The 12,850-nt window shown below is 29.7% G+C and carries 19 protein-coding genes; all 19 read left to right on the forward strand.

Features of this window, described 5'->3' with window-relative positions:
* Nucleotides 1-2: 2 nt before the first annotated feature.
* Nucleotides 3-473 (forward strand): hypothetical protein, encoded by a 471-nt coding sequence (locus OIO11_RS02325; RefSeq protein WP_268069729.1) that lies wholly within the window; start codon nt 3-5, stop codon nt 471-473.
* Nucleotides 466-879 carry a hypothetical protein gene (locus OIO11_RS02330; RefSeq protein WP_268069730.1) on the forward strand — a complete coding sequence of 138 codons (414 nt, stop codon included), beginning with the start codon at nt 466-468 and terminating at the stop codon, nt 877-879. Before OIO11_RS02325 ends, OIO11_RS02330 begins: the two co-directional genes overlap by 8 nt.
* Before the next feature lie 285 nt (nt 880-1,164).
* Entirely contained in the window at nt 1,165-1,722 is a 558-nt protein-coding gene (efp, locus tag OIO11_RS02335; protein ID WP_268069731.1) for an elongation factor P, read from the forward strand.
* 22 nt (nt 1,723-1,744) lie between these two features.
* Nucleotides 1,745-2,134 (forward strand): CD1247 N-terminal domain-containing protein, encoded by a 390-nt coding sequence (locus OIO11_RS02340; RefSeq protein WP_268069732.1) that lies wholly within the window; start codon nt 1,745-1,747, stop codon nt 2,132-2,134.
* 162 nt (nt 2,135-2,296) lie between these two features.
* Nucleotides 2,297-3,220, forward strand: coding sequence for a stage III sporulation protein AA (gene spoIIIAA, locus OIO11_RS02345; protein WP_268069733.1), 924 nt, complete (start codon nt 2,297-2,299; stop codon nt 3,218-3,220).
* Nucleotide 3,221: 1 nt separating this feature from the next.
* Nucleotides 3,222-3,743 carry a stage III sporulation protein SpoIIIAB gene (gene spoIIIAB, locus OIO11_RS02350; RefSeq protein WP_268069734.1) on the forward strand — a complete coding sequence of 174 codons (522 nt, stop codon included), beginning with the start codon at nt 3,222-3,224 and terminating at the stop codon, nt 3,741-3,743.
* 12 nt (nt 3,744-3,755) lie between these two features.
* Nucleotides 3,756-3,953, forward strand: coding sequence for a stage III sporulation protein AC (gene spoIIIAC / locus OIO11_RS02355; RefSeq protein WP_268069735.1), 198 nt, complete (start codon nt 3,756-3,758; stop codon nt 3,951-3,953).
* A 14-nt stretch (nt 3,954-3,967) separates the two neighbouring features.
* Entirely contained in the window at nt 3,968-4,351 is a 384-nt protein-coding gene (spoIIIAD, locus tag OIO11_RS02360; RefSeq protein ID WP_268069736.1) for a stage III sporulation protein AD, read from the forward strand.
* Nucleotides 4,352-4,371: 20 nt separating this feature from the next.
* Nucleotides 4,372-5,526: a stage III sporulation protein AE gene (spoIIIAE, locus tag OIO11_RS02365; protein WP_268069737.1), complete on the forward strand. Its 1,155-nt coding sequence runs from the start codon at nt 4,372-4,374 to the stop codon at nt 5,524-5,526.
* 16 nt (nt 5,527-5,542) lie between these two features.
* Nucleotides 5,543-6,127, forward strand: a complete 585-nt coding sequence (spoIIIAF, locus tag OIO11_RS02370) for a stage III sporulation protein AF (protein WP_268069739.1) — start codon at nt 5,543-5,545, stop codon at nt 6,125-6,127.
* 47 nt (nt 6,128-6,174) lie between these two features.
* Nucleotides 6,175-6,813: a stage III sporulation protein AG gene (gene spoIIIAG, locus OIO11_RS02375; RefSeq protein ID WP_268069740.1), complete on the forward strand. Its 639-nt coding sequence runs from the start codon at nt 6,175-6,177 to the stop codon at nt 6,811-6,813.
* A gap of 72 nt (nt 6,814-6,885) precedes the next feature.
* Nucleotides 6,886-7,398, forward strand: a complete 513-nt coding sequence (locus tag OIO11_RS02380; RefSeq protein WP_268069741.1) for a SpoIIIAH-like family protein — start codon at nt 6,886-6,888, stop codon at nt 7,396-7,398.
* An 85-nt stretch (nt 7,399-7,483) separates the two neighbouring features.
* A complete protein-coding gene (locus OIO11_RS02385; protein ID WP_268069742.1) occupies nt 7,484-7,876 on the forward strand; it encodes an Asp23/Gls24 family envelope stress response protein in 393 nt (130 codons plus the stop codon).
* A gap of 124 nt (nt 7,877-8,000) precedes the next feature.
* Complete coding sequence (nusB, locus tag OIO11_RS02390) at nt 8,001-8,402, forward strand: transcription antitermination factor NusB (protein WP_268069743.1); 402 nt, start codon at nt 8,001-8,003, stop codon at nt 8,400-8,402.
* 23 nt (nt 8,403-8,425) lie between these two features.
* A complete protein-coding gene (locus OIO11_RS02395; protein WP_268069744.1) occupies nt 8,426-9,262 on the forward strand; it encodes a bifunctional methylenetetrahydrofolate dehydrogenase/methenyltetrahydrofolate cyclohydrolase in 837 nt (278 codons plus the stop codon).
* Between the two features lies 1 nt (nt 9,263).
* The gene (gene xseA, locus OIO11_RS02400; protein ID WP_268069745.1) at nt 9,264-10,472 is read left to right on the forward strand and encodes an exodeoxyribonuclease VII large subunit; all 1,209 of its coding nucleotides are present in this window, start codon (nt 9,264-9,266) and stop codon (nt 10,470-10,472) included.
* A 15-nt stretch (nt 10,473-10,487) separates the two neighbouring features.
* The gene (locus OIO11_RS02405; protein ID WP_268069746.1) at nt 10,488-10,709 is read left to right on the forward strand and encodes an exodeoxyribonuclease VII small subunit; all 222 of its coding nucleotides are present in this window, start codon (nt 10,488-10,490) and stop codon (nt 10,707-10,709) included.
* Between the two features lies 1 nt (nt 10,710).
* Nucleotides 10,711-11,583, forward strand: coding sequence for a polyprenyl synthetase family protein (locus OIO11_RS02410; RefSeq protein ID WP_268069770.1), 873 nt, complete (start codon nt 10,711-10,713; stop codon nt 11,581-11,583).
* Between the two features lie 666 nt (nt 11,584-12,249).
* Nucleotides 12,250-12,849 carry a hypothetical protein gene (locus OIO11_RS02415; protein WP_268069747.1) on the forward strand — a complete coding sequence of 200 codons (600 nt, stop codon included), beginning with the start codon at nt 12,250-12,252 and terminating at the stop codon, nt 12,847-12,849.
* Nucleotide 12,850 lies beyond the last annotated feature (1 nt).

The raw sequence follows: 12,850 nt of genomic DNA on the forward strand, positions 1-12,850 counted from the left end.
CAATGAATGAAAATAATTTTTTACCTTTATGGTATAGAAAAAGAATTAAAGAAAAAAGATATTTTAGATTGAAGGTTAATTTAACTGTTTTATTACTGTTAATAGTATTTGCAGGAATAAATATTATTATGAATTATCAAAATATAAGCAGTTTAAATAAAGAGATTCAGCAAATTTTACAAAATAATAAACTAGAAAAAAGCAGGCTGCAGCTGATAGAAAAAGAAAAGGTAGAATCAATAAATACATTGAGAAATTTTATTGTTAATATATATGATAAAAAGTATTTATACATGATTAAGATTAGGGATAATAGAGTGGAAATAGAAGGCGTTTATCCCAATAGACAAAAAGTTGAACAATTTATAGCATATATTGAGGAAAATAAAAAATTTAAAATCTTAGATTTAGAATTAGATGGTGAAAAGAGTAATGTTAAATTAAAATTAAATTTAGGGGTAAAAAATGGTTGATAAAAGAGTTAAAAATAATTTGTTGTTGTTTTTTATAAGTGTGCTGCTTATAGTTATTACTATTGCTGCTTATTTCCAGCAGAAGCAGGTATTATATAAAGAACAGGAATTAAAAACATTAAAGATAAATTATACAAAAAAAGAGAACACTAACAGTTCATATAGTAATATATTAAAAGGCATTAATAATAAAGAGTATGTGAGGATAAAAAGAATTGTTAAGGAAAATGAAATTGATCATGTTGTAAACATAGAGTTAGAAATAAAAGGGGAAATAGAGAAGTTATACAGTTTTTTAGAAATGATAAACAAAAAAAATAATTTTTATGGTGTTAAGGAATTAGAAATAAAAACTTTGGACAATAAAAAGTTTATCAGTTATGTTACTTTGAAATTTCTAATATAATATTATTTTCAACAAAAATATTAAAATTAATACATAAAATAAATGTATTTGCAAATATTCGTAAGTTTTGATAAAATATCATTGGTTGAATAAGGGACGGTAACTTATTTGTACCGAGTAAATTACTAAAAAATTTATGAAATTTTTTAGATACTGAAAAAGCTCTAAAAGCAATTAAGCCTGGCTTAAACTGGTAAAAATTTCTTTCAATAGTAATAAAGCTAGTATTAATACCGATTTTAGAGTTATAATATAAAATATAATACATATGTGGAGGGATACATAATGATTTCAGCTGGAGATTTAAGAAAAGGAACTACTTTTGAATCAGATGGACAAGTTTTTACTGTACTTGAATTTTTACACGTAAAACCAGGAAAGGGAGCAGCATTTGTTAGAACAAAACTTAGAAATGTTATAAGTGGTTCAGTTACAGAAACTACTTTTAACCCATCAGCTAAGTTCCAAGAAGCAGTTATAGAAAGAAAAGAAATGCAATACTTATATAATGATGGTGAACTATACTATTTCATGGATCAAGAAACATTTGAACAAATACCATTAAATTTTGAACAAGTTGAAGAAGCTGTTAAATATCTTAAAGAAAATATGTTTGCAGTAATAAAATTCTATAAGAATGAAGCTTTTTCAGTTGAAGCACCAAACTTTGTTGAGCTTCAAATAGTTGAATGTGAACCAGGAGTTAAAGGAAATACTACAACTAATGTTATGAAACCAGCAAAACTAGAAACTGGAGCAGTTGTACCAGTACCTCTATTTGTAAATGAAGGAGATACAATAAGAGTAGATACTAGAACTGGCGAATACATGGAGAGAGTATAACTACCCTAAAGGGAGTGGTGAAATGAATTCTCTTAAGTCAAAAGTAACTTCGTTAAAAAACGTTGTTAATGAATTAGAGAAAGAAAAAAATTCTTCAGAAAGTAAAATATTATCTCAGATAAGTGATATTTTACTTGAAATTGTAGAAAAAATTGATGAAATTGAACATACACAAGCCGAAGTGAATGAATATGTGACGGTTTTAGATGAGAACTTAGGAAACATAGAGGATGAACTATACGGTTTTGAAGAAGAGGATGAGGAATTTAACAGCTATGACTATGTAGATATTTGCTGTGAAAAATGCAGTGAAACATTAGCTATTGAGAAGAGTTTAATAGATAATGAAAATGAGATTCTGTGTCCTAATTGCCAAAATTTCATAAATTTAAAAGATGATAAAGAAGAATAAGCAGGATAGCATATAGAAGTAACGTTCTATATGCTATTTTTTTTGTAATCCATATGAAAAAAAATCCATATGGATTAAGTTTTGTTTTGCATTTTTCAATATATTTGGAATAATTTACAATGTATGTAAATAAAAATTTAATAAGAAAGGAGGATAAAAAGTATGAAAACCAAAGAAATTTTTTATATACTTCCAGAGAGCATAAGAACAATATTAGAGGGTATGAAGAATCTTGAAAAAATGCAGGAAATAAGGATTAAGGCAAATAAACCGCTACAAGTATATTTAGGTAAAGATGAAATTGTTACAGAATATCTTATTACAGAAGAAGATATAAATATAATTCTTCAGCGTATGAGCAATTATTCAATATACGCTTTCGAAGAAGAGATAAAAAATGGCTATATCACAATAAAGGGTGGACATAGAGTTGGTATATGCGGCTCATGTGTCATAGACAATAACAAAGTTAAAACAATAAAGAATATTGCATCCTTGAATATTAGAATATGTAGGGAAGTTATTGGATGTTCCGACAGAATAATGCCATATATAGTTGATGGTGATAAGGTTTTAAATACTATTGTAATATCTCCACCTAAATGTGGAAAAACAACACTAATACGAGATGTTTCTAGAAATTTATCTGATGGATTTAAGATAGGCTATATAAAGGTATCAGGAAAAAAAGTGTGCATAATAGATGAAAGGAGTGAAATTGGTGGATGCAGCAATGGCATACCTCAAATGAATGTAGGTATAAGGACAGATGTTCTTGACAGCTGTCTGAAAAGTATGGGAATTATGATGGCAATCAGGAGTATGTCGCCAGATGTGATTATATGTGATGAAATAGGAACCTGTAAAGATATGGAGAGTATACTTGCAGCAATGAATTCAGGAGTTAATTTAATTACAACTATTCATGGATTTGGAGTTGAGGATTTGTATAAAAGATCTGTATTCAAAGAAATTTTAGATAATAATGTGTTTCAGAGAGCTATAATTCTAAGTGCTTCTAAAGAGGTTGGGAAAATAGAGTATATTTATGATTTTAGCAAAAAAGAAAAGCTTTGGGGGCGATGATATGTTTCTAAAGACTTTAGGATGTGTTTTGATTTTAGGAAGTTGTTCTTTAATAGGCGTTATATATGGAGAAAATTTGAGGAATAGACTTATTCAGTTGAAAGAAATTGAACAAGTTTTATATCAATTAAAAAATGAAATAGTATATACTCATACATCTTTACCAGAAATTTTCTTTCATGTAGCACAAAAATGCAATAAGCCAATAAAAAATATATTTTTAGATGTATCCAAATTACTTTATAACAATGAAGTGAATAGTGTATATGAAGGTTTTAGAAAAGCTATAGAATTAAATAAGGATTTGATTAGTCTTAAGAAAGAAGATCTTGATGTAATTTTAGACTTGGCTAAATCACTAGGTGAATCAGATGTAGAAGGGCAAAAAAGTATATTGGCTCTATCATTAAATAATTTAAAAAAGCAAGTTAATACTGCAGAGATGATAATGCAGAAAAATATTAAAATGTATAGATATCTCGGGTTTTCTTTTGGAGCTATATTAGTAATTATGATTTTATAGGAGGTAAATGCGGTGTTGGATGTCAGTTTAATATTTAAAATTGGGGCTGTGAGCATAGTGATAATTATACTGGATAAAATTTTAAAAACAACAGGAAAAGATGATTATGCTGTTGTAGCAAATTTAGCTGGAATTGTAATTGTATTAATGATGGTTATAGACTTGATAAATAAATTATTTAGTACTGTTAAAACTATGTTCCAATTTTAGGAGGCTTATTTTATATGGAAATAATAAAAGTCGTTGGATTTGCATTTGTGGCACTGTCTATCGTGCTTGTAGTAAAGCATAGAAGAAGTGATTTAGCAGTACATATTAGTTTAGCAGCGGGAATATTAATATTTATATTTATGATAGATAAAGTAACATCAGTGCTCCAACTGCTTCAAGAACTTGCGCTTAAAGCGAATATTGACTTTATTTATTTGAATATTGTTTTTAAAATTTTAGGAATTGCCTATTTAGCATCTTTTTGTAGTGAGATATGTAAGGATGCAGGAGAAAGTAGTCTGGCTTCAAAGGTTGAATTTGCAGGAAAAATATTAATTTTGGTATTAGCAATTCCTATTCTTATGGCAGTACTCCAAGGTATTTTAAAAATCATGTAATAGAATATGAGGTATAAAATATGAAGAAGATATTATTTATATTGAGTGTGATTTTATTATTCCCCTTAGCCAATGTACAAGCCTCTGTTGAAAATCCATTGTTGGATAGCAAAGATAATATGCGAGTTGAACAATTGTATGATTATATAAACAATATGAAAACGGAATATGAAATTTTAAACGATGTTGATGTTAGAACATATGTTAAAGAATACATGAAAAGTGGAGATGGAAAATTTTCAAAAAAGAAAATTATGAGAGCTTTAATAACATATGGATTTAAAGAGGTAGTTGCATCTGGTAAATTGATGGCTATGATAATAATAATATGTATAATTTGCGCCTTAATCAGTAATCTGGAGAATGCTTTTAGTAATGATAATTTATCTAATATTGCATATTTTGCATGTTATGCACTACTAATAGTACTTATATCGAAAAATTTCTATATAGGAGTAACTGTTGCTAAGGATGCAATTAAAGGTATGACTGATTTTATGGCTGCGCTTATACCGATACTTTTAATGCTTTTAGCTAGCGTAGGTGGTTTTACACAGGCAGCTGTCATGGACCCAATAGTAATTGGAATAACCAATATCAGTGCAAGAGTATTTGTAGATTTAATTATACCCATAATTGGAATGTCCTTTGTTATGCAATTTGTAAATAATATTTCAGAGGATTTTAAGATTAATAATTTATCTAAATTACTGAATCAAGTAGTACTTTGGACACAGGGAATTATAATGACTGTATTCATAGGTATTGTAACAATAAGGGGAATAACTACTTCAACCATAGATGCTGTTGCAGAGAAAACTGTAAAATTTGCAGTGGACAACTTCATACCTATAGTAGGGAAAAGTTTATCTGATGCAATATCAACAGTTGCAGGATATTCGTTGCTTTTGAAAAATGCTTTAAGCGGTATAGGATTGATTATTCTGATTATAATTATAATTTTTCCAATAATAAAGATGCTTCTAATGGCTTTCATATATAAAATCACTGCTGCTTTAATAGAACCAGTAAGTGATAAAAGACTAGTTAAATGTATTGGTTCAGCAGGAGATTCCCTTATATTGATTACATCTTGTTTAATTAGTGTATCAGTCATGTTTTTTATAATCGTATCTATTATTGCATCAGCAGGAAAAATTGTTATTGGTGGATAGGAGGAGCTGAAAATATATGCTGGAACATCTTAAACTATGGGTAATTAATATTTGTACAGCAGTTTTTTTCATTACAGCTGTGGAAATGATATTGCCTGATAACAAAATGAAAAAATATGCAAAATTTGTTTTAGGTTTGATTTTAATAACTGTTATTGTAAACCCAATAATTAAGATATTCAACAATGATTTTAATGTGGAGAGTTATGTTAATTCAGCGTCTAAATATTTTGAAGGGAAAGAATATGCAAAAGATTATGATAAATATAAGGTGAGCAGCATAGATAATACTGTGAGTGTGTTTTCTCAAAATTTAGAAAACTTGTGCATTAAAAAATTGAAGGAAAAATTCCCTAAAGACAATTGTGAAGTTATAGTAGATGCAGGGTATGATGCGAAATCGGAAAACTTTGTAATAAATATTATAAATGTAGGAATAACAGAAGGTAAAGTAAAAAAAATTAAAAAAATTAGAATAAATGACAGCAAAGAAGTTAGTAATTTGGAATTTGAGGATTACAAAAAAAGTAATGTAATCAAGGAATACCTAAGTGAGCTTATGAATATTCCAACAGATAAAATCAAGGTTTATAAAACATAGAATTTACAATATTTTAAGGGGATCAATTAAAAAAAGAGGGTGAGAAAATGAGTATAAAGAAAATTTTTGATGTAAACAAAATATCTGATAAGGTTAAGAATAATAAGTCAAAGAGTATTACAAATTTAATAATTTTAGCTTTAATAGGAATATTACTGGCCATGCTTAGTAATGTATTTAAAAGTACTACAGCAAGTACTGATGTTTTAAATCCTAATAATATGAAAAATGGTAAGGCAATTGCAGAACAGAAAAAAGATGATGAATCAGTAACAAATGAAGAATATAGAGATGGACAAAAAGAAATGGAATTAAAACTGAAGGATATTTTAGAAAATATTAAAGGGGTTGGTAAAGTAAAAGTAATGATATATTTTAAAGGAGGTGAAGAACAAGTACCTGCTTTAAATATTAATGATTCTACAAGTCATACTGAAGAAAAAGATGTTGAGGGAGGAACAAGAAATATTACACAAAACAATGACGGAAGAACAGTTGTAATGATGAATACTGAAAATGGAAGTGAGCCTTTGATATTAAAAAAGTATAATCCGGAAATTACAGGAGTATGTGTGGTTGCAGAAGGAGCAGAAGATAATCTTATAAAGCTTCAGATTCAGAAGGCTGTCATAAATTTATTCGGATTAAAAGAAAATAAAGTTAATGTTTATCCTATGAAAAAATAACATATATTTTGAAGATTCAGCATATTAATTTTTTAGAAAGATAATTTAGAAGAGGAAATGGGAGGAATTTAAATGAACAAAAAACAAGGTGTTATTATTGTTGTCTTATTGGCACTTATAGTGTCTGCAGGAATAGCAGCTACAAAGTTAAATTCTGACTTGGATTACGTAGCTGGTAATGACTTGTCAAATGGCAAGAGTACTGTTTCTATCAATGATTCAAGTAAAAAGAATTCTTCAAGTAGTTTTTTCCAAGAACAGCAGCTTATAAGAGACAATGAAGAAGCTCAAACTCTTCAAAGCATAAAATCCTTAATCGATGATGAAAACATAACAAAAGAGGAACGAGCAGAGTTATCTAATAGATATAAAGAACTAGCACTAGCTGGACCAAAGCAATCACAGATTGAAACAGTATTAAAAGCAAAAGGTTATGAAGATGCACTTTGCTATGTTCAAGAAAATAAAGTAACAGTTATAGTAAAATCTCCTAAGGAGTTGACAGCAGGACAGAAAAATCAAATCCAAGATGTTGTTATGGATGTAACTAAAATAAGAGATGTTGAAATACAATTTAAAGAATAATTATGTTTGTAAAATAATACTCTATTTGATATAATAAGCATATGAGTAATTTGTTTTGAAAAATCAAAGCAAAGGAGGTACAAAAATGGACGAAAATGTAAAGAAAGAGATGGAAATGGGAATTGTTAAAATATCAGATGAAGTAGTAGAGGTAATTGCAGGTTTGGCAGCTTCTGAAATAGATGGAATTGAGGGAATGAGTGCTACTTTAGTTGGTGGAATAACTCAAATGTTAAGTGGTAAGAAAAATGCATCTAAAGGCGTAAAAGTAAACGTTGGAGAAGAAAGTGCAACTATAGATTTGTATGTTGTAGTGAAATATGGGGTTAAAATCCAAGAGGTAGCTGAAAAAGTACAAGAAAACGTAAAGAAGTCAGTTGAATCAATGACTGGATTAAATGTATCAGCAGTTAATGTTTATGTTCAAAATGTAGTACTTCCTAAGGTGGAGGAAACTATCAAAGAAAAAGAAGATTAAATTACTACACCCTCTGAAAACAGAGGGTGTTTCCATGTTTAAAAGTGTATAAGAATAAATAAGTTGACAATAATTAAATTATGGGTAAAAATTGTATTGTTAAGTACAAAAACAGGAGGAAATTATGAACAGAAGAAAATCAAGAGAAATTGCTATGAAATTATTATTTGAAAAGACAATTAATAAAGGTGAATATGAGGAAATTGTAAAGAATTTTAAAGAGAATACTGAAATTGATTTGAATGATGTAGATTTTAAGTATATTGAAACTATCATTAAAGGAATTGACGAGGATGTTGAAACTATCGATGAGAAGATAGAAGAAAATTTAAAAAAATGGAAGCTCAATAGATTGTCTAAGGTAGATTTATCAATATTAAGACTTTCAACTTATGAGATTTTATTTGTTGATGAAATACCAGATAAAGTTGCAGTTAATGAGGGAATCGAGTTAGCTAAAAAATACTCTGACAGCAATTCCCCAGGATTTATAAATGGTGTACTTGCAAATATGATTAAACAGTAAAATATTTTACTAGGGGGCTAATTATGGGAAAAATATTAGATGGGAAATTGCTTGCAGAAAAATATAGAGAAGAAATTAAAAATAAAATCCAGGGAAAAGTGAATTCAGGCTATCAACCTCCATGCATGGCTAATATTTTAGTGGGCAATGATGGGGGATCAGTGTACTATGTAAACAATCAAAATAAATTATGCTCTAAGCTAGGGGTTAAAGTAAGGAGCATATCTTTAGATGAGAATATTAGTGAGGATGAGCTTGTTGGCATAATTGAAAAATTAAACAATGATAAGGAAGTTAAGGGAATAATTCTTCAATTGCCTCTTCCTAAGGGCTTAAATGAAGCTTATATAACTTCTAAAATATGCTATGAAAAAGATATTGATGGATTAAGCAGTGTAAGTGCGGGAAGGTTTTATAAAGGCGAAAAATCCTTTATACCATGCACACCTAAAGGAATTATTGAATTAATAAAAAGTGCTAATATTGATATGGAAGGAAAACGTGCGGTAGTAATAGGAAGAAGTAACATAGTAGGAAAGCCAGCAGCACAGTTATTGCTTAATGAAAATGCCACTGTAACTATTTGTCATTCAAAAACAAAAGGCTTAAAGGAAATTTGCAGAGAGGCAGACATACTAGTATGTGCAATGGGAAAACCAGGATTTATTACTAAGGAGTATATTAAAGAAGAAGCTGTAGTTATAGATGTAGGAACAACTATGGTTGATGGAAAGATTAAAGGTGATGTGTGCTTTGATGAAGTTGTAGAAAAGGCGGCTTTTGTAACTCCTGTTCCAGGAGGGGTAGGAGCTATGACTACTACTATGCTTTTAAAAAATCTTTGTGAAGGGTTAGCGTAGAATGCATATAAAAACTTTAACTGTCTCTCAATTAAACAGCTATATAAAAAAAGTTTTGGACAATGATTTTATTTTAAAAAATGCATGTATTAAAGGAGAAATTTCAAATTTAAAATTGCACAGCAGTGGCCATATGTATTTTTCGTTAAAGGATGAATATGGAAAAATAAACTGCATAATGTTTAAATCTAATGTGAGTTCTATAAATTTTAATCCACAAGATGGAGACAGAGTTATAATTGAAGGCAGAGTATCTGTATATACTAAGGATGGAGTATATCAATTTTATTGTGAAAAAATGAAACAGGATGGTATAGGTGACTTGTTTCTTACTTTTGAGAAATTGAAAGAAAAGCTTTCTAAAGAGGGAATTTTTGATGAGAGTCATAAAAAGAATATTCCTCAATATCCTAAAAAAATTGGAATTGTCACATCCTCTACGGGTGCAGCCATAAGGGATATAATAAATGTAGCCAAGAGAAGAAATTCTAGGATGGATTTATTAATATACCCCGCATTGGTTCAAGGGGAAAAGGCTAGTTTGGATTTAATAAAAGGAATTGAATATTTTGATAAGCGAGAAGATATTGACATAATAATTTTGGCTAGAGGGGGAGGCTCAATAGAGGAACTTTGGGCCTTTAATAATGAGAATTTAGCTTATGCAGTGTACAATTGCAGTAAGCCTATTATTAGTGGTGTGGGTCACGAAACGGATTTTACAATTTGTGATTTTGTAAGTGATTTCAGAGCGCCAACTCCCTCAGCAGCCGCTGAAATTGCTGTATTTAATCAGGTTGATGTTAACAACAGGATTCAGAATTATGAAGATATATTATTCTATGGGGTTCATAAAACCTTGAATAATAAATTAAATGATTTAAAGTATTTAAATAATCGTTTGAAACTTTATAATCCAACAAATTACATAGCAAATCAATATATTAAAGTTGATAATCTAATGCAAAATCTTACTTATAAGATTAATGGGAGAATTGATTTTGAAAAGGGACGTTTGGAAAAAGTAAATTCTTTGCTTTGTGCACATAACCCATTAAATGTATTGAATAAAGGCTATTCGGTAATACAAGATTCTCAAAATAAAATTGTTAGTACTTCTCAGCAAATTAAAGAATTAAAAGGAATAAAAATTATATTTAAGGATGGTAAAATTAAAGCTAATATAGGTGATGTGGAAGATATAAAGTAAATTGGAGGTTCTATTATGGCCAGGAAAAAAGAATCTTTTGAAAGCTTGATGACACAAGTAGAAGATATTATAAATATTATGGAAAATGAAGAGGATTCTCTAGAAAATTCCATAAAAAATTATGAAGAAGGTATAAAGCTTTGTAATAAGCTTTATAAAATATTAAACGAAGCCGAAGGAAAAATAAAGATTTTAACAAAAGAGGGAGAAAAAGATTTTACAGAGGTTGATGAATGATATGACAATTAATAAGCTTAAGAAAGAAATGAATTTATGGCTTAATGATTACTTTGATAAAAAGGGTTCATATAATAAAATAATATATGATGCAATGAAATATAGTATAGAAGTTGGTGGAAAGCGTATACGACCAATTTTAATGCTTTTTACATATAATACATATAAAGAAGATTACAGGGAAATAATACCCGTGGCAGCTGCTTTAGAAATGATCCATACTTATTCACTGATACATGATGATCTTCCGGCTATGGATAATGATGATTTGAGAAGAGGAAAACCGACAAATCATAAAGTATATGGAGATGCTATAGCTATTTTAGCTGGTGATGGACTTCTAAATGAAGCTATGAATTTACTTTTTGATTATTGTTTATTAAATCCCCAAAAGCATATCATAGAAGCATGCAGAGTGGTTTCAATGGCTTCAGGAGTAGAAGGAATGATTGGCGGTCAGGTAGTAGATATAATGAGTGAAGGTAAGAACATAAGTGAAGAAAAATTAAGTTATATGCACAGCAGAAAAACAGGAGCCTTAATTAAAGGAGCAATTATATCTGGAGCTATTTTAGGAGAAGCTGAAGAAAAAGATGTTAAGCTATTGTCTGAGTTTGGAGAAAAATTAGGATTGGCTTTTCAAATTAAAGACGATATTCTGGATGTTGTTGGTGATGTAAAAGTTTTGGGGAAAAAAGTAAACAGCGATAAGGATAATAATAAAACTACTTTTATATCAAAATATGGCTTGGACAAGTGCAAGAATATGTGTGAGCAGTTAACAGAAGAATGTTTGCAAATATTGGATAGTTTAGGGAAGAACACTAGCAATTTAAAAGAAATAACTAGTTTTCTTTTAAAAAGAGAATTTTAATAAAAAGCTATATAAACGGTTTATATCTATATTTATACTAGAATGGTGTAAACAAATTTTGAAATATTATAAAGCCTGTGATATAATCCCTATATAAAAGAGTGGTGCAGTATTCTAGTCAGGTAAGTATTTTTTGAGGGCGGGGCTAAAAATCCGCTAAAGGGCACATCGATGAAGTTTCTGGTGCTGGCTTGTAACGCCCAGTTATGGGTTGGTGCTGGGAGTAAGAGGGCTGGGGCAACCGCAAAGGCATGCGCAATTGACCCTACCTTCGCGGAGACCATGACTTGTGGTTTGGGAGAAATACCCATACTACGACAATGGATTAAACCTGTATTGTGGTGAAAAGCTATGTACAGAGTAGCCTGCCTTGAGTGAAGTGGGTGGAGGTAAAAATTACTTAAACCCATTTTGCAAAAGAGGCTAGGGAAATACCTAACTGTCGAGGAAAACTCCTAGGCTGTTCGAAAGAAGTATACTGGCGATTGCAGTACGGACTAAGTGGTAGTCTAGTTTTATAGCTGGTGACACTATAGGTAGAGCGTTAAAAGGAAACTGCCAGGACGGCGACGTATGGTTTGCTCTATGGGAAATCCTACTAGACCTAAGCCGTAAGATTTATCCAGTATGCTGCCACTCTTCTTATACATAATGGAGGAGTATTTTTTGCATAATAGTAAGATATCAAATACAAATAAAAATATTAAAAAGAAAAGAAATAAGAAAAAGAAAAATAATAAATTATGGATATTTAAAATAGTACTTTGGACAATAATAATTTCAGGTAGTATTTCATTTTTTTCTAATATGACATTGCCAAAAGTAAATTTAATATTAGCTTGTATTATATTGATTGCTATAATTTCTTTAGGCATTTTTTTTGATATTATAGGAGTAGCGGTTACGGCTGCTAGTGAGAAACCTTTTCATTCAATGTCCGCTAAAAAGATTGATGGGGCAAAAATTGCTGTGAATTTAATTAGAAACGCTGACAAAGTATCAAATTTTTGCAACGATGTTATAGGTGATGTGTGCGGTGTTGTTAGTGGAGCAATAGGAGCTACTATTTTATCTAAAATCATTATAAGTTTTCCAAATGCAAATGATAAACATGTACTGTTAATAGGAGCGATTGTAGGATCTATAATTGCGGCTATGACAGTAGGAGGTAAAGCACTTGGTAAAAGCTTTGCCATGAAAAATTGCAATGATATTATTTTTGCTGTGTCAAAAATAATACATGTTGTTAAAAAGGGAAGAGGATAAA

The sequence above is a fragment of the Clostridium sp. ZS2-4 genome, from assembly GCF_026719745.1.
Classification (GTDB): Bacteria; Bacillota; Clostridia; order Clostridiales; family Clostridiaceae; genus Clostridium_H.